This window comes from Pseudomonas sp. NFX98 (genome assembly GCF_047784845.1).
Classification (GTDB): Bacteria; Pseudomonadota; Gammaproteobacteria; order Pseudomonadales; family Pseudomonadaceae; genus Aquipseudomonas.
Map to the genome: position 1 here is coordinate 1 of NZ_JBLNNF010000028.1, position 17617 is coordinate 17617.

The following is a 17617-nucleotide window of genomic DNA, read 5'->3' on the forward strand; positions in this document are numbered from 1 at the left end:
CCTATGCCTACGACCTCAATGGCCAGTTGCTGGCGAAAACCGAGTTCGGCGATGACGGTTCGCAGTTGCTCACCGCGTACCAGCGTGACAGCGCCGGACGTTTATTGGTCAAGACCCTGCCCGACGGGGTCAAGGTCGAGTACCGCTATGACGGACTGGGCCGACTGGTCAGCGTCGACGACGGCCAGGACCATCCGCTGGAGTTCGAATACGACGTCCACGACCGACTGATCACCGAACATCAAGGCTGGGGCACCTTGCGTTACGGCTACGACGTCAGCGGCCAGCTCAAGCATTTGCGTCTGCCGGACAACAGCCGCCTCGAATACCACCGCGCCGAAGGCGGAGCGCTGACGGCCATCGACCTCAACGGCACGCGACTGACCCATCATCAATTTGAATGTGGAAGGGAGCGCCAGCGGCAACAAGGCCTGCTACTCAGCGACTATGCCTACGACGAACAGGGCCGTTTGCAGGCCCACGCCGTCAGGCAAAACCAGCGTCCGCTGTACCGTCGCGACTATGCCTACAGCGCCAACGGCAACCTCACACAGATCAGCGACACGCGCCACGGCCCACGCCGTTATCAGTACGACCCGCTCGATCGTCTGACCGGCGTGCGCCACGCCCGTGAGCAAGCCCCGGAAAACTTCACTCACGACCCGGCCGGCAACCTGCTGATCCACGACCGCCCCGGCCCCTGGCAGCTCAAGGGCAACCGCCTGCGCCGCCACGCCGACCGCCACTACGACTACGACGCCTACGGCAACCTGATCCGCGAACGCCGTGGCGAGAACATCACCGCCTACACCTACGACAGCCAGCACCGCCTGATCGGCCTGACCCTGCCCGACGGCCGCACGGCGAGTTACCGCTACGACGCCTTCGGCCGCCGCATCGATAAAACCGTCGACGGCCAGACCACGCAGTTTTTCTGGCAAGGCGACCAGCTCGTCGCCGAAAGCAGCCCCAACCACTACCGCAGCTACCTCTACGAACCGGGCAGTTTCCGCCCGCTGGCCCTGCTCGACGGCAAAGGCCCAAGAAAAGCCTGTCCGTTTTATTACCAACTCGACCACCTCGGCACCCCGCAGGAGCTCACCGACTACGGCGGCGAGATCGTCTGGTCAGCGAAATACACCGCCTACGGCAAAGTCAGCCGAATCACCCACGGCGGCGGCGAACAGCTGGAACAACCGCTGCGCTTCCAGGGCCAGTACTTCGACGCCGAAAGCGGCTTGCACTACAACCGCCACCGCTATTACCACCCGGATACCGGACGTTATCTGACGCCGGATCCGGTGAAGCTGACGGGAGGACTGAACCAATATCAGTACACGCCGAATCCGACGGGGTGGGTGGATCCGTTGGGGCTAGCGTGCCAATGTCCGGGCGATAAAGGTACCGATGGGCCGTACAGTGAAATTGTTCCGGGTGGGGGCTTGGCTGCGCACGAGGCTCAGGGAGGGCATCTAATTAAGAAACATGTCGGTAGAACAGAAAGGCAGTTGGCTAACAGGTTGAAAGCGGAACCAAACATCCCGGCGGCTTCAACGTTTCCTGATCGAACCACTGCTGAATCGGCATCTGCGAGAGCTTTAGATGCTAACAAAGTAAAAATTGAAAAATTCCTGAACGGAAAGAAAGAAAAGACGACTATTACCCATCAGTTTCCTTACCCGGTAGGTGTAAGTTTGCCCAATGGACGCACCGAGAATGTCTCGGCATCAAAGGTATTACTGGTATTGAAAAAGGACACCCGAAGACCTGAGGGATATTTTTTGCTGACAGGATTTCCAGAGATATGAGTAAAGAATTTCCCGAGATACACGATTTTTTTGGAGCGTACTTCCATCAAGATTGGGCGGTCGAGCATGACACGGCTGAGCAGGTAATCGATTCTTTTTTAGCTGATTCTGACCCTGAGGATCTAGTGAAGGTCCAGCATGAACTCAATGTTCTACTAGAACAGAACAAGGATGAGTCTGTGCTGCGAGAGTACTTACTAAAAGAGTTGAGCTGCTACTACTGCTATTGGCGCGCGTGGGAGTCAGGTGAAGCTTGGTTGCGTCATATTGCTAACAAATTGGCTGGTCGCCTTGATCGCCTTTGATAAGTAAAAAAGGACTTCGATATTTCCGGGCAGGCCTTCGGAAGTTTCCTTCGATTACGGGCGCGACCTTCGTAATGCCCGCTCAGCCGTGAACCCCTGACTTGCCGGCCGGTAAAAGGTAAACTTCCCGGCCTTCGCAGGAGCAGCCATGAATTATCGTCACGCCTTCCATGCCGGCAATCACGCCGATGTGTTCAAACACCTGACCTTGACCCGCCTCATCGCCCTGATGTCGCGCAAGGAGCAGCCGTTTGCCTATCTCGATACCCACGCCGGCATTGGTCTGTACGACCTTCAGGGCGATCAGGCCAACCGTACCGGTGAGTACCTGGAAGGCATCGCGCGTTTGTGGGATCAGCCGGATCTGCCGATCCTGACGGCTGATTACATGCAGGTGCTGCACGAGATGAACCCGGATGGCCAGTTGCGCTATTACCCCGGCTCGCCGGAGTTGGCGCGGCGTCTGACCCGCCCGCAAGACCGTGTGTTGCTCAACGAGAAACATCCGGAAGACGGCGTGCTGCTCAAGGACAACATGGCCGGTGATCGTCGGGTCAAGGTGCACCTGGGCGAAGGCTGGCATGTGCCGCGGGCCTTGCTGCCGGTGCCGGAGAAGCGTGCGGTGATGTTGATCGACCCGCCGTTCGAAAAGCTCGACGAGATGCAGCGTTGCGCGGCGTCGTTGAAAGAGGCGATTGGCCGGATGCGCCAGACCGTGGCGGCGATCTGGTATCCGGTGAAGGATCAGCGCGCCTTGCGTCGTTTCTATCAGGATCTGGCCGGCACCGGGGCGCCGAAGTTGTTGCGCGTGGAGTTGCTGGTGCATCCGCTGGATACGCCGAACAGCCTGAACGGCTCCGGGTTGGCGATTGCCAATCCGCCATGGGGGCTGGAGGAGGAATTGCGTGAGCTGCTGCCGTGGTTGTCCCAGAAACTGGGGCAGACCCAGGGTGGGTGGCAGATGGATTGGTTGATTGCCGAGTAACGAGTAGCAGGATCAAAAGATCGCAGCCTGCGGCAGCTCCTACAGATGTATACATTCCTCTGTAGGAGCTGCCGCAGGCTGCGATCTTTTGCGTCAAGCGCTTAAATCGGGCAAGTCACGCCCGTACCGCCAATCCCGCAATAACCTTCCGGATTCTTCGCCAGGTACTGCTGGTGATACGTCTCAGCGAAGTAGAACGTCGGCGCTTCGTCGATTTCGGTGGTGATGATGCCCTTGCCGGCTTTGGTCAGTTCGACCTGGAACACCTGTGCGCTTTTTTTCGCGGCTTCCAGTTGGGGCGGGTTGGTGGCGTAGATCACCGAGCGGTACTGGGTGCCGAGGTCATTGCCCTGGCGCATACCCTGGGTCGGGTTGTGCAGTTCCCAGAACATCTTCAGCAGCTCTTCGTAGCTGACCTTTGCCGGCTCGTAGACCACCAGCACGACTTCGCTATGGCCGGTCAAGCCAGAGCAGACTTCTTCGTAAGTCGGGTTCGGGGTGAAGCCACCCGCGTAACCCACGGCCGTACTGACTACACCTTCACGTTGCCAGAATCTGCGTTCCGCGCCCCAGAAACAGCCAAGGCCGAAGATCGCGAAATCCACGTCCATCGCGAACGGGCCCAGTAGAGGGGCGTCGTGGACGAAGTGTTTTTCCGGCACGGTCATGGGGGTTTCACGGCCAGGCAGAGCTTGTTCTTTGGTAGGGAGCACGTTTTTGTTCACCAGAATTTCCGAGCGCAGAACCATCATCAGTCCTCTCAGTCGTTGGAATATTTAGACATGCAGTTTGCCCGAGTGTCGGCTCGCTGTCAGGCGATTGGGCCGCGCGGGTAGCGTTTGAGCTTCTCGATCAGCTCGGCGCCCGGGATCGGCTGGTCGAACAGGTAGCCCTGGCCGACGTCGCAGCGGTGGCGACGCAGAAAGGTCAGCTGTGCGGACGTTTCGATGCCTTCAGCCACGACCTTGAGTTTCAGGTTGTGGGCCATGGCGATCACCGCGGAGGTGATTTCCATGTCGTCCTGGTTGTCCGGTATTTCGTGAATGAAGCTTCGATCGATCTTAATGATGTCGATGGGGAATTTTTTCAAGTAACTGAGCGACGAGTAACCGGTGCCGAAGTCGTCCATCGCCAGAGTCAGGCCCAGGCGCTTGAGCTGGTCGAGCTGCAAGTGGGTGTCTTCGGTGGCTTCCAGTAGCAGGCCTTCGGTCAGCTCCAGTTCCAGCAAGTGAGCCGGTAGCGCTTCTTCCTTGAGGATGTTGGCGATGGAGGCCACCAGGTCCGGGTCGGAGAACTGCTTGGGCGACAGGTTGATCGCCACCTGCAAATTGCCCAGACCCGCAGCGGTCAGCGCTTTGCTCATGCGGCAGGCCTGGCGGGCGATCCATTTGCCGATCGGGATGATCAGGCCGGTTTCTTCGGCGACGCTGATGAACTGGTCCGGACGGATCATGCCCTTTTCCGGATGATCCCAGCGCAGCAACGCTTCCATGCCCAGCAACCGACCACTGCGCAGACAGAGCTTGGGCTGATAGAACACGTCCAGCTCGTTCTGGGTCAGGGCGCGGCGCAGGTTGTTCTCGACAAACAGCTTGTAGCTGGCCTCGGCGTTCAATGCTTCGGTAAACACCTGCACCTGATGTTTGCCGTTGGCCTTGGCCTTGTGCAGCGCCAACCCGGCGTTGCGCATCAGGGTTTGCGGGTCGCGCCCGTGCAGTGGCGCGCAGGCCAGGCCCACGGAGCCGGTGACGCTGATCAACTGGTTGTCGACGAACATCGGCTTGTCGAGGGTGGTCAGCAACTGGCTGGCGACTTGCTGGCCGACTTCGAGGTCTGTGTTGTCCAGCAGCACCGCAAATTCGTTACTGGCAAACCGCGCCAGGCTGCCGCTCGGGATAAGGCTGTTGCGCAGGCGCCGAGCGAGGCTGATCAGCAGCTTGTCACCGGTCTGGTGGCCGAGGCTGTCGTTGATCCGCTTGAAGTTGTCGATGTCCACCAGCAATAGGCTGATCGGTGTATCGCTGTCTCGGGCGAAGCGTTCATCAAGGTTGCGGATGAACGCCGGGCGGTTGCCGAGGTTGGTCAGGTTGTCGGTGTAGGCCAGGCGCTCGATGCGTTGCTGAGCGAGCTTGGTCTGGGTGATGTCTTCGTAGATGCCGATGTAATGGGTCAGTTCGCGGTTATCGCCATAGACCTTGGAGATCGACAACTGGCCCCAGTAGGGTTCGAGGTTTTTCCGGCGGCTCTTGAATTCGCCCTGCCAGCTGTTGCTCTTGGCCAGCGCGGAGGGCGCGTCGAACAGCAGTTCGCTGAGGTTTTCCAGGGCCGGCAGTTCCGACAGGCGCTGGCCGTGGACTTCTTCGGTGCTGTACTGGGTGATCGCGGTGAAGCTTGGGTTGACGTACTCCACCACGCCATCGCAATTGACCAGCAAAAAGGCGTTGGCGCTTTGTTCGACCGCACGCTGGAACAGGTGCAGGGCGCTGGTGGCGGTGCGTCGATTGTGATTGCTGATGACCTGAGCGAACTGATCCGCCAGTTCACCGGCGAACGCGATTTCGTCCGACTGCCAGGCGCGAGTCGCGCCGGTTTGCTCAAGGCACAATACGCCGACCACTTGGCCGTCGACGCGGATACTGGCGTCGAGCATCGCGTTAACGTCGCGCGGGCGCAGGCTTTCGGCCATTTCCCGGGTGCGCGGGTCGCGCATGGCGTTGTGGGCGTCGATGGCGCGCCCGGTGTGCAAGGCGTCGAGATAGTCGGGGAACACGCTGACGTCGATCGGCTCCGGCAGCAGGTATTCCTGGTTCGTGCGGTGATAGGCCGAGATCGGCACCAGCTTCGAACCTTCCAGATGCCACAGACTGGCGCAGTCGATTTCGTAGATATCGCAGGCGCTGCGGGTGATCAGCTCGGCGGCTTCTTGCAGGGAATTGTTGCTGCTGTAGCGCTGACGGGTCAGCAGCAGGATCAGGTCCTGCTGGGCGCGCACCCGGTCCAGGTGCAGCAGCTGTTCCTGTTGGGCGCGCTGGTTGAGTTCCAGAGCGATTTGCAGGCGCGAGTTCTGGGTTTCCAGATCCAGTGCCGGCAGCAGCGGGTCATCGTCGAACAGGCCATCGATGACCAGCAGGTAGCCACGCAACAGGTGTCGATTGTGTTGTTTGTAGGCTTCGCCCAGTTCCAGCAGGTTCAGGGAACCCGAGGCGGTGTGCAGGGTGTAGCGGATCAGGTAGTGCGTGTGTTCGCTCAGTTGCTGCTGGACTGCGTCATGCAGTTGATAGCGCGCTTCCGGCTCCATCAGGCTGGCGTAGGGCGAACCCACCAGCGCGCACAACTCCACAGCCGGCAGGCCGAATTGTCGTTCGCAATTGGGATCGAGAAACAGCAGTGCCCAGCTCGGTTCATTCAGCCGTTCGAAACGCAGCATGCCGAGCCGCGAGGGCACAGGCAACTGCGTCACTACCTCGGCCACCATACGGCTGGCGGCATCGGGTTGGCTTTTCATATGAAGGGAAACTCGCTTCGAATTTGCTGAACGCGCCGGGCTCTCGCCCTCTTTACTGTTGCCTGCGGCAAGGTTGCATCATTGCGGCACCGACTGACAAGAGACATGAAGGCCAAGTGCTATAAGAATATGTCGGCAGAAGCGAAGATTTCTTCAGTTAATAGAAAAAAGCCAGGCTATTGACTGGGTTTCAACCCTGACTCAAGGCAATGCCTGTCGATTGCAACAGGTTGCCATCCCGATCGTGATAACGCACCTGAATCTGTTCTGCATCGACCATGAGGTGCGCGAAGTTGTCCTGGCTGATCACCTTGCCGGTCAGTTCATGTCGATAATCACCCGCGGCGGTTTGCACCAATGGTTGATCAAGGATAAAGGTGGACGCTTTGGCATAAGGCAGCAGTTTGCTGTTGCACAGCGGCGACGAGACGATGGTATGTACTTCGAAGTCCGGGTCCTCGCTGTGAGTCAGGCGGCTAATCAGGGAGCCGTGAACATCGCCGGAAATGAAGACAACATTCTTGATCCCATGAGTACGGATCGTTTCCAGCAGCCGCAGTCGTTGTTCGGGAAAGGCTTGCCAGGCATCATCACCGAGGCGTTTGCGGTCGGGGTAAAACATCACGCTGGTGACCACGAACTTGACCCGGGCCGGGCTGTGGATCAGCCAGTCGCACAAAGCCTGTTCCTGATCGGTATCAAGGATGCGCCGGTCGGTGTCGCTGAGATTGCGCCGGGTGCGGCTGTCGGTGACAAACCACTCGATATCGCCATTGGCAAACGGGTACCAATATTTTTTTAACGATGGGCTTGTTTGCCCTTGGGTATTCAGTTCATGGGCCGGGCTGTGACTGGCTTGGTATAACTCATAAGCGGTCATGGCGTTCTTGTATAAATGATCATCGGCGCTTTTTTTATTGGCTGGCCAGTTATCTTCTATTTCATGATCGTCAAGGATCATGTAAGTCGGCATGCAGGACATTAACTTTGAGATATGTGGTTGAGAGAACGCCGTGCGGTATTTGGCGAGTATCTCCTGGTATTCCCGATCGGGTGCGATGAAGTTCAAGTCATCGACATAAACCTGGTCGCCGGTCATCAACATGGCATTGATCGGCGGTGTGGTGTTTTGCGCCAGGTTGGCGATGGAAGCGAAGATCCGGTCACCCAAATGCGGTGCAGATGGCACTCCCGCGGTCATGCGCAGGTAGCGACAAGAGCCGACGATGTAGGCCCGTGGGGTGGTGGCTTTGCTGGACTGCGTGCGCAGGCGATAGATGTCCCGAGGCCATTGCACCGGCAGTTCCTGTACGGTTTCTACGGTGTGCACCGGGTTCATGGGCGTGAGCCATCCGGCTTGATATTCGTACTCGGTATCGGCGGCAAGATCGTGGAGAGTGATGACATCCGACATGTCGCGTTCGAGTTTCAGTTGGGTAAATACACCTTTACTCCAGCACTCCTCACCGATACGGCGATAACGAATGCCGGCAAATGCCGAGGTGTTTTTCTGCCAGTTGCCACGTAAAAAAATACGTGCGTGATGTGTTGTTGTGTGGCCAATAATCGGGCCGACAGTAGGCTTGAACATATTCGAGTCCATTCGTTGTTTAGCGTATTGATCAAAGCGGCCAAGTTGTGTGTGTATTAGCCGGTCATGCAACTAAGGCTAGTGATTGAAACGCAAAAGATATCGAGCGGAAACGGACTGAAGTTGTGGGCTATGTCATCCACAAATGTAGGAAGGCATTCTCGACGTGAAATTTCAGGCAAAAAAAGCCCCGCCAAATTGGCGGGGTTGAGGTACGAGCGTGGCGCTCGGAAAACGTGAAACGCGACAGGCCCTCCGGTGAAGGAGGGCCGGCCGGTGTTACAGCAGGATGGTGCGGATGTCCGCCAGCAGATCGCTCAGACGCTTGGTGAAGCGTGCAGCAGCGGCGCCGTTGATCACACGGTGATCGTAGGACAGCGACAGCGGCAGCATCAGTTTCGGCTGGAAGGCTTTGCCGTCCCAGACTGGCTGGATGGTTGCCTTGGAAACACCGAGGATCGCCACTTCCGGCGCGTTGACGATCGGCGTGAAGCCGGTGCCGCCAATGTGGCCGAGGCTGGAAATGGTGAAGCAGGCGCCTTGCATTTCGTCCGACGAGAGCTTCTTGGTCCGGGCTTTTTCAGCCAGGGAAGCAGCTTCGGCGGCCAGTTGCAGCAGGCTCTTCTGGTCGACGTTCTTGATGACCGGTACCAGCAGGCCATCCGGGGTGTCGACGGCGAAGCCGATGTTCACGTATTTCTTGCGGATGATCGCTTTGCCGCTTGGCGCCAGCGAGCTGTTGAAGTCCGGCAGTTCCTTGAGCAGATGCGCGCAGGACTTGAGCAGCAACGGCAGGATGGTCAGCTTGACGCCGGCCTTCTCTGCAACGGCTTTCTGGGCGTTACGGAACGCTTCCAGTTCGGTGATATCCGCCGAGTCGAATTGCGTCACGTGCGGCACGTTCAGCCAGCTGCGGTGCAGGTTGGCAGCGCCGACCTGCATCAGGCGGGTCATCGGCACTTCTTCGATTTCACCGAAGCGGCTGAAGTCCACGACCGGAATCGGCGGGATGCCCGCGCCACCGGTTGCGCCAGCAGCAGCGGCCGGTGCTTCCTTGGCCTTCTGCATCATGGCCTTGACGTAAACCTGCACGTCTTCTTTCAGGATGCGACCGTGCGGACCGCTGGCGCCGACAGCGCTCAGCTCAACGCCGAATTCGCGGGCCAGTTGACGCACGGCAGGGCCGGCGTGAACCTTGGCGCCAGGCTTGGCTGGAGCAGCGGTCGGGGCGACAGCAGGTGCGGCGGCAGGAGCAGCAGCGGCCGGAGCTGGAGCAGCAGCGCTCGGTGCGGCAGCGGCAGGTGCCGGAGCAGCGGCCGGGGCAGCGCCTTTGACTTTCAGCTTCAGGATCAGGTCGCCGGTACCGACTTCGTCATCGAGCTTGATGGAAACGCTTTCCACCACGCCAGCGGCTGGCGATGGAATCTCCATGCTGGCCTTGTCTGATTCCAGAGTGATCAGCGACTGGTCGGCTTCAACGCTGTCGCCGGCCTTGACCAGGACTTCGATGATCTTGGCCTTGCCCGCCGAACCGATGTCCGGAACGTGGATGTCCTGGACGCTGTCGGCAACCGGTGCAGCCGGAGCGGCTGCGGCTGGCGCTGGAGCCGCGGCGGCAGGTGCAGCAGCCTGGGCCGGAGCGGCAGCAGCAGGCGCCGCAGCACCCGCCACTTCCAGGTCCAGAATCAGGTCGCCAGTGCCGACTTCATCGTTGAGCTTGACGCTGATGGCCTTGACCACGCCAGCGGCAGGCGACGGGATTTCCATGCTGGCCTTGTCGGATTCCAGGGTGATCAGCGACTGATCAGCCTCGACGGTGTCGCCGACCTTGACCTGGATCTCGATGATCTGGGCCTTGCCCGCCGAACCGATGTCCGGCACGTGCACTTGCTGAACCGAAGCGGCAGCAGGAGCAGCGGCTGGCGCAGCGGCGGCAGGTGCAGGCGCTGCTTTCTTCTCTTCAGCCTTGGCGGCCGGGGCAGCAGCCGCAGGCGCCGTAGCAGCGGCACCTTCAACTTCCAGCTCCAGCAGTTCGTCGCCTTCTTTCAGGCGATCGCCCAGCTTCACTTTCAGGCTCTTGATGATACCGGCCTTCGGCGCAGGCACTTCCATGCTCGCCTTGTCCGACTCAAGTGTCAGGATGCTCTGGTCGGCTTCGATACGGTCGCCGACCTTCACAAATAGTTCAATTACTTCACCTTCACCGCTGCCGATGTCAGGTACGCGAATGAGTTCGCTCACAGAATCTCTCCTCAGCAGTCCAGTGGGTTGCGTTTTTCCGGGTTGATACCGAACTTGGCGATGGCTTCAGACACCACCTTAGGTTCGATGTCACCACGGTCAGCCAGTGCTTCCAGGGCTGCCAACACCACGAAATGACGGTCGACTTCGAAGAAATGACGCAGTTTTTTGCGGCTGTCGCTGCGGCCGAAACCGTCGGTGCCCAGGACTTTGAATTCCTTGGACGGTACCCACTGACGGATCTGCTCGGCGAACAGTTTCATGTAGTCGGTAGAGGCGATGACCGGACCTTTACGGCCGTTCAGGCACTCTTCCACATAGCTCAGCTTAGGCTTCTGGCCCGGGTGCAGACGGTTGGTGCGCTCAACGGCCAGGCCGTCGCGACGCAGTTCGTTGAAGCTGGTAACGCTCCATACGTCGGCGCCGACGTTGAACTGTTCACGCAGGATCTTCGCTGCTTCACGGACTTCACGCAGGATGGTGCCGGAGCCCATCAGCTGAACGTGGTGCGCCGCTTCGCGGGTGTCTTCTTCAAGCAGGTACATGCCCTTGACGATGCCTTCCTCGACACCGGCCGGCATGGCAGGCTGTTGGTAGGATTCGTTCATCACGGTGATGTAATAGAAGATGTCCTGTTGCTCTTCGGTCATCTTCTTCATGCCGTCCTGGATGATCACCGCCAGCTCGTAGCCGTAGGTTGGATCAAAGGTGCGGCAGTTCGGGATGGTGGCAGCCAGGATATGGCTGTGACCGTCTTCGTGTTGCAGGCCTTCGCCGTTCAGCGTGGTACGACCGGCGGTGCCGCCAATCAGGAAACCACGGGTACGGCTGTCGCCGGCAGCCCAGGCCAGGTCGCCGATACGCTGGAAGCCGAACATCGAGTAGAAGATGTAGAACGGCAGCATTGGCTGGTTGTGGCTGGAGTACGAAGTACCGGCCGCGATGAAGGAGCTCATGGCGCCCGCTTCGTTGATGCCTTCTTCGAGGATCTGGCCCTTCTTGTCTTCCTTGTAGAACATCACCTGGTCTTTATCGACTGGCTCGTAGAGCTGGCCGACGGACGAGTAGATGCCCAACTGACGGAACATGCCTTCCATACCGAAGGTACGGGCTTCGTCCGGGATGATCGGAACGATGCGCGGGCCGATGTCCTTGTCCTTCACCAGCTGCGCGAGGATCCGCACGAATGCCATGGTGGTGGAAATTTCACGGTCGCCCGAGCCGTCGAGGATAGCCTTGAGGGTATCCAGTGGCGGAGTCGGAACGCTGAAGCTTTGCGCGCGACGCTGTGGCACGAAACCGCCCAGTGCAGTGCGACGCTCGCTCAGGTAGCGGGCTTCGGCGCTGTTCGGCTGCGGCTTGAAGAACGGCAGGTTTTCCAGCTCTTCGTCTTTTACCGGGATGTCGAAGCGGTCACGGAACAACTTCAGGCTGTCGACATCGACTTTCTTGGTGTTGTGTGCGGTGTTTTTCGCTTCGCCGGCACCGGTGCCATAACCCTTGATGGTCTTGGCCAGGATGACGGTAGGTTGTTCTTTGTGGTTGACCGCTTCGTGGTACGCCGCGTAGACCTTGTACGGGTCGTGGCCGCCACGGTTGAGTTTCCAGATCTCGTCGTCGGACAGGTCTGCAACCATCGCCTTGAGTTCCGGCGAGTTGAAGAAGTGTTCACGCACGAACGCGCCGTCTTTGGCTTTGTAGTTCTGGTACTCGCCGTCGATGACTTCGTCCATGCGGCGTTGCAGGATACCGTCGACGTCTTTGGCCAGCAGTGGGTCCCAGAAACGGCCCCAGATGACTTTGGTCACGTTCCACTGAGCGCCGCGGAACACGCCTTCGAGTTCCTGGATGATCTTGCCGTTGCCGCGAACCGGGCCGTCGAGGCGCTGCAGGTTGCAGTTGATGACGAAGATCAGGTTGTCGAGCTTCTCGCGGCCAGCCAGCGAGATCGCGCCCAGGGATTCCGGCTCGTCGCACTCGCCGTCGCCCAGGAAGCACCAGACTTTTTGCTTGCCTTCAGGGATGAAGCCGCGGGCTTCCAGGTACTTCATGAAACGTGCCTGGTAGATAGCCTGGATCGGGCCCAGACCCATGGATACAGTCGGGAACTGCCAGAAGTCAGGCATCAGCCAAGGGTGCGGGTAGGACGACAGGCCCTGACCGTCGACTTCCTGGCGGAAGTTGTTCATCTGGTCTTCGGTGATGCGGCCTTCCATGAACGCACGGGCGTAAACGCCTGGCGAGGTATGGCCCTGGAAGTAGATCAGGTCGCCGCCGTGTTCGTCGGTCGGAGCCTGGAAGAAGTAGTTGAAGCCGATGTCATACAGGGTCGCACTGGAGGCGAAGCTGGAGATGTGACCGCCGAGGTCAGAATCTTTCAGGTTCGTACGCATTACCATGGCCATCGCGTTCCAGCGTACCAGCGAGCGAATGCGGCGTTCCATGAACAGGTCGCCAGGCATGCGTGCTTCGTGGGTAACCGGGATGGTGTTGCGGTAAGGCGTGGTGATGGCGTAAGGCAACTGCGAACCGCTGCGGGTTGCGAGTTCACCCATACGGGTCATCAGATAGTGAGCACGGTCTTCGCCTTCTTTGTCGAGAACCGATTCCAGGGCGTCCAGCCATTCCTGGGTTTCGACGGGATCGAGGTCTTGCATGGCTTGCTCCAGGGCGGAAAGGCTACCAGAATCGGTTGCCTGAGTTAGCGACTGGCCTTGTGGGCAGACGTTATGAATTCTTGGATTGCCGATAGGTTGTTCCGGCGGTGTGTAGTTTTACTACAAATGATCCGGCATTTCAGCCTTACTAATGTATATACGAGTAGTAAAACTACAGATGAGCGGCTTGTGGCCCCCGACTGTGTTGTGAGAATAATCGTTAAGGTTGGTCTTTTTCCAACTGTATAAGGTGAAAGCTTGATGTTGGCTGCCAATAATAAAGAAATTTCAGCTATTTCTAACTTTTGTTCGACACTCAATCAGGTAGTGGGTTTGCGAGATTCACTACATGCAGCCCGTTGCACGCCGATCAAGGATAGACCATGAGCCTCCCTTCGCTTGCCCAACTGCCCGCCATTCTGTTGCCGTTTGTCACCCGCGCCGAGCAGTCGTTCCGTACCGCCGTCGCCGCTCTGGATGACGATCATGGCCTGTCGACCTGGACGCCTGAGCGCTGGGCGCAATTTGCCCGCGTGACCGCCGCCAGCGATTTCGTGATTGAACAGAGCGTGCGTGACCCTTTGATGTTGCTGGAGCTGGTGCGCTCTGGCGAACTGGATCGCAGCTTTGCCCCCGGCGAGTTGCGCGCGCAGATCGCTGCGGCGACGAACGCTGCCGAAACCGATGATCAGCTCGGTCGTGCCTTGCGCCGTCAGCGCACTCGCCACCAGGTGCGCATCATCTGGCGCGATCTCAACCGCCAGGCCGATTTGGTCCAGACCTGCCGCGACCTCTCGGACATGGCCGACGCCAGCATCGATCAGGCCTATCAATGGTTGTACACGCGCCATTGCCAGCAATTCGGCGTGCCCACCGGGCGACGCAGCGGCGAGCCGCAGCAGATGGTCGTCCTGGGCATGGGCAAGCTCGGTGCGGTGGAACTCAATCTGTCGTCGGACATCGACCTGATCTTCGCCTACCCCGAGGGCGGCGAAACGGTCGGCGTGAAGCGACCGCTGGATAACCAGGAATTTTTCATCCGTCTCGGCCAGCGCCTGATCAAGGCCCTGGACCCGATGACCGTCGACGGTTTTGTGTTCCGCGTCGACATGCGTTTGCGCCCCTACGGTTCGGCGGGTGCGCTGGTGCTGAGTTTTAACGCGCTGGAGCAGTATTACCAGGATCAGGGCCGCGACTGGGAACGCTACGCGATGATCAAGTCGCGGGTGGTGGCCGGCGATCAAGTGGCCGGCGCGCAACTGCAAGAAATGCTGCGGCCGTTCGTTTATCGGCGCTATCTGGATTTTTCTGCCATCGAAGCGCTGCGCACCATGAAGCAGCTGATCCAGCAGGAAGTGCGGCGCAAGGGCATGGCCGACAACATCAAGCTCGGTTCCGGCGGCATTCGTGAAGTGGAATTTATCGCCCAGGCCTTTCAGCTGATCCACGGCGGTCGCGACTTGAGCCTGCAGCAACGCCCGCTGTTGAAAGTGCTGAACACCCTGGAAGGTCAGGGTTACCTGCCGCCAGCGGTGATCAGCGAACTGCGCGAAGGCTACGAATTCCTGCGCTACACCGAACATGCGATCCAGGCGATCGCCGACCGCCAGACCCAGATGCTGCCGGATGGCGCTCAGGATCAGGCGCGCATTGCCTTTATGTTGGGTTTTGACGATTGGCCGGCGTTTCATGAGCAATTAATGTACTGGCGCGGCCGTGTGGCCTGGCATTTCGGTCAGGTGATCGCCGATCCCGATGAAGAGCAGGGTGCCGAAAGCGAAGTGGTGGTCGGTGGTGAATGGCTGCCGCTGTGGGAAGAAGCCCAGGACGAAGAAGCGGCCTGCCGTCAGCTGGAGGAGGGCGGATTTACCGATGCCCCGAAAGCGCTGAAGGCCTTGGCCGGCTTGCGCAGCAGCCCGCAATTGCGTGCCATGCAGCGTCTGGGGCGCGAGCGTCTTGATGCCTTTATTCCGCGTTTGCTGGCGCAAGCCGTGGAGCACGCCAATCCCGATCTGGTGCTGGAACGAGTGCTGCCACTGGTGGAAGCCGTCGCCCGCCGTTCTGCTTATCTCGTTTTGCTGACCGAAAACCCCGGCGCACTGCGCCGCTTGCTGACTTTGTGCGCGGCGAGCCCGTGGATCGCCGAGCAGATCACCCGTTTCCCGTTGCTGCTCGACGAACTGCTCAACGAAGGCCGGTTGTTCAAGCCGCCCTTGGCGCCGGAGTTGGCCGCCGAATTGCGCGAGCGGCTGACGCGGATTCCCGAGGACGACCTCGAACAGCAAATGGAAGCCTTGCGTCACTTCAAACTGGCGCACCGCTTGCGGGTCGCAGCTTCGGAAATCGCCGGTAGCCTGCCGTTGATGAAAGTCAGCGATTACCTGACCTGGCTCGCCGAAGCGATTCTTGAGCAAGTATTGGCCCTGGCCTGGCGGCAGACTGTCGCCAAGTACGGCACGCCGCTGCGCACCGATGGCAGCTTGTGCGATCCGGGTTTCATTATTGTCGGTTATGGGAAAGTCGGTGGCCTGGAACTCGGGCATGGTTCTGACCTGGACCTGGTGTTTATCCACGACGGTGATCCGCAGGCGGAAACCGACGGACCGAAACCGATCGATGGCGCGCAATTTTTCACCCGGCTCGGGCAGCGGATCATTCACTTGCTGACGGCGCAAACCAACTCAGGTCAGCTGTATGAAGTGGACATGCGCCTGCGACCGTCCGGCGCGTCGGGGCTGTTGGTGAGTTCTCTGGGTGCGTTTTCCCGCTATCAGGAAAATGAAGCCTGGACCTGGGAACATCAGGCGCTGGTGCGCGCGCGGGTGTTGGTGGGCAGCGAAGATGTCGGTCGCGCATTCGAGCAGGTTCGCGCCGCAATTCTGGGTAAAACGCGCGATTTGCCGAAGCTGCGCCAGGAGGTCAGCGAGATGCGCGCCAAGATGCGCGATAACCTCGGCAGCAAGAGCACGGCGGCCGGCACCGGGGCGAATGCCTTCGAAGCCACGGCGCCCTTCGACCTCAAGCAGGACGCCGGAGGTATCGTCGATATTGAATTTATGGTGCAATACGCGGCCCTGGCGTGGTCCGAAACACACCCGCCATTGCTGCGCTGGACGGACAACATCCGCATTCTGGAAGAGCTGGAACACGAAGGGTTGATGCCCGTCGAAGATGCCAGTCTGTTGCGTGAAGCCTATAAGGCTTACCGCTCCGCCGCTCACCGGCAGGCCTTGCAGAAGGACGCCGGGGTGATACCGGGCGATCAGTTTGCGGACGAACGGCGACAGGTCATGCGGATCTGGCGTGAGCTGGGATTGTAGGAGCGAGCTTGCTCGCGATGGTCGTTAACGATGACTTGGCTAACCTGATACCCCACGGTGTGCTCAGGTTCATCGCGAGCAGGCTCGCTCCCACAGTAGATTTGCAGTGTTTTGTAGAATTCACGAGGCGGGGAGGCATTAGCCTCCCCGGCTCGTTTATGGAAACCACATGAAAATTCTGATCGTTGGGCCCAGTTGGGTCGGTGACATGGTGATGGCGCAGACACTGTTTCAGTGTCTCAAGCAACGCCACCCGCAATGCGAAATCGACGTGCTGGCCCCCGAGTGGAGCCGGCCGATTCTTGAGCGCATGCCCGAAGTTCGCCAGGCCTTGAGCTTCCCGCTCGGCCACGGCGCGCTGGAGCTGGCAACGCGTCGGCGCATCGGCAAATCCCTGGCCGGCCAGTACGACCAGGCGATCCTGTTGCCCAATTCCTTGAAGTCGGCGCTGGTGCCGTTCTTCGCGGGTATTCCAAAGCGCACCGGTTGGCGTGGCGAATTCCGCTACGGCCTGCTCAATGATGTGCGCACGCTGGACAAAGAACGTTATCCGCTGATGATCGAGCGCTTCATGGCGCTTGCCTATGAGCCCGGTTTCGATTTGCCTCAGCCGTATCCGCGCCCGAGCCTGCAGATCGATCCGGTGACCCGCGAGGCGGCACTCGCCAAATTCGACCTGACCCTTGATCGCCCGGTGTTGGCGCTGTGCCCCGGCGCCGAGTTCGGCGAATCCAAGCGCTGGCCGTCCGAGCACTACGCCAAGGTCGCCGAAGCGAAAATTCGCGAGGGTTGGCAGGTCTGGCTGTTCGGTTCGAAAAACGATCATGCCGTGGGTGAAGACATCCGTTCGCGGCTGATTCCCGGTTTGCGCGAAGAGTCGGTGAATCTCAGTGGCGGCACCTCGCTAGCCGAGGCCATCGACTTGTTGTCCTGCGCCGATTCGGTGGTGTCCAACGATTCCGGACTGATGCACGTCGCTGCCGCGTTGAACCGCCCGCTGGTGGCGGTCTACGGTTCGACCTCGCCGGGCTTCACGCCGCCGCTGGCCGAGCATGTCGAGATCGTGCGCCTGGGCATCGAATGCAGCCCTTGCTTCGACCGCACGTGCCGTTTCGGCCATTACAACTGCCTGCGCCAGCTGATGCCGCAAGCGGTGAACGAAGCCTTGCAGCGTTTGCAGGGCACTGTGGTCGAGGTCAAATAGT

General features: G+C 59.5%; 10 protein-coding genes. 5 read left to right on the plus strand and 5 right to left on the minus strand.

All coding sequences use genetic code 11. The features are described 5' to 3' along the window. From ACM110_RS27975 to ACM110_RS27985, 3 genes are all read left to right on the plus strand, one after another. Window positions 1–1808 (plus strand): RNase A-like domain-containing protein (locus ACM110_RS27975; RefSeq protein ID WP_416130314.1); only part of this gene is annotated, 1808 nt, incomplete at its 5' end. After that, on the plus strand, window positions 1805–2113 hold the full coding sequence (locus tag ACM110_RS27980) for a contact-dependent growth inhibition system immunity protein (RefSeq protein WP_416130315.1): 309 nt from the start codon (window positions 1805–1807) through the stop codon (window positions 2111–2113). The genes ACM110_RS27975 and ACM110_RS27980, both read left to right, overlap by 4 nt. Before the next feature lie 148 nt (window positions 2114–2261). Further along, on the plus strand, window positions 2262–3098 hold the full coding sequence (locus ACM110_RS27985; RefSeq protein ID WP_223447514.1) for a 23S rRNA (adenine(2030)-N(6))-methyltransferase RlmJ: 837 nt from the start codon (window positions 2262–2264) through the stop codon (window positions 3096–3098). 101 nt (window positions 3099–3199) lie between these two features. Here the strand turns inward: ACM110_RS27985 and msrA are convergent, their stop codons facing one another. The 5 genes from msrA to aceE form a co-directional block, all read right to left on the minus strand. Then, the gene (gene msrA / locus ACM110_RS27990; protein WP_416130353.1) at window positions 3200–3847 is read right to left on the minus strand and encodes a peptide-methionine (S)-S-oxide reductase MsrA; all 648 of its coding nucleotides are present in this window, start codon (window positions 3845–3847) and stop codon (window positions 3200–3202) included. Between the two features lie 62 nt (window positions 3848–3909). Then, a complete protein-coding gene (locus ACM110_RS27995) occupies window positions 3910–6603 on the minus strand; it encodes an EAL domain-containing protein (RefSeq protein WP_416130316.1) in 2694 nt (897 codons plus the stop codon). 190 nt (window positions 6604–6793) lie between these two features. Beyond that, the gene (locus tag ACM110_RS28000) at window positions 6794–8194 is read right to left on the minus strand and encodes an alkaline phosphatase D family protein (protein ID WP_416130354.1); all 1401 of its coding nucleotides are present in this window, start codon (window positions 8192–8194) and stop codon (window positions 6794–6796) included. A gap of 279 nt (window positions 8195–8473) precedes the next feature. Further along, a complete protein-coding gene (gene aceF, locus ACM110_RS28005) occupies window positions 8474–10435 on the minus strand; it encodes a dihydrolipoyllysine-residue acetyltransferase (RefSeq protein WP_416130317.1) in 1962 nt (653 codons plus the stop codon). Window positions 10436–10446: 11 nt separating this feature from the next. Beyond that, complete coding sequence (aceE, locus tag ACM110_RS28010; RefSeq protein WP_416130318.1) at window positions 10447–13092, minus strand: pyruvate dehydrogenase (acetyl-transferring), homodimeric type; 2646 nt, start codon at window positions 13090–13092, stop codon at window positions 10447–10449. Window positions 13093–13475: 383 nt separating this feature from the next. On the opposite strand from aceE, the gene glnE reads away from it, so the two are divergent. Beyond that, window positions 13476–16412: a bifunctional [glutamate--ammonia ligase]-adenylyl-L-tyrosine phosphorylase/[glutamate--ammonia-ligase] adenylyltransferase gene (gene glnE / locus ACM110_RS28015; protein WP_416130319.1), complete on the plus strand. Its 2937-nt coding sequence runs from the start codon at window positions 13476–13478 to the stop codon at window positions 16410–16412. 169 nt (window positions 16413–16581) lie between these two features. After that, window positions 16582–17616 carry a lipopolysaccharide heptosyltransferase II gene (gene waaF / locus ACM110_RS28020; RefSeq protein ID WP_416130320.1) on the plus strand — a complete coding sequence of 345 codons (1035 nt, stop codon included), beginning with the start codon at window positions 16582–16584 and terminating at the stop codon, window positions 17614–17616. The last annotated feature ends 1 nt before the right edge of the window (window position 17617 follow it).

Excerpts from the sequence above, each read along its gene's own strand:
- ACM110_RS27980 (WP_416130315.1), top strand. The coding sequence starts at position 1,805 with ATGAGTAAAGAATTTCCCGAGATACACGATTTTTTTGGAGCGTACTTC.
- ACM110_RS27985 (WP_223447514.1), top strand. The coding sequence starts at position 2,262 with ATGAATTATCGTCACGCCTTCCATGCCGGCAATCACGCCGATGTGTTC.
- msrA (WP_416130353.1), bottom strand. The coding sequence starts at position 3,847 with ATGGTTCTGCGCTCGGAAATTCTGGTGAACAAAAACGTGCTCCCTACC.
- ACM110_RS27995 (WP_416130316.1), bottom strand. The coding sequence starts at position 6,603 with ATGAAAAGCCAACCCGATGCCGCCAGCCGTATGGTGGCCGAGGTAGTG.
- ACM110_RS28000 (WP_416130354.1), bottom strand. The coding sequence starts at position 8,194 with ATGTTCAAGCCTACTGTCGGCCCGATTATTGGCCACACAACAACACAT.
- aceE (WP_416130318.1), bottom strand. The coding sequence starts at position 13,092 with ATGCAAGACCTCGATCCCGTCGAAACCCAGGAATGGCTGGACGCCCTG.
- glnE (WP_416130319.1), top strand. The coding sequence starts at position 13,476 with ATGAGCCTCCCTTCGCTTGCCCAACTGCCCGCCATTCTGTTGCCGTTT.
- waaF (WP_416130320.1), top strand. The coding sequence starts at position 16,582 with ATGAAAATTCTGATCGTTGGGCCCAGTTGGGTCGGTGACATGGTGATG.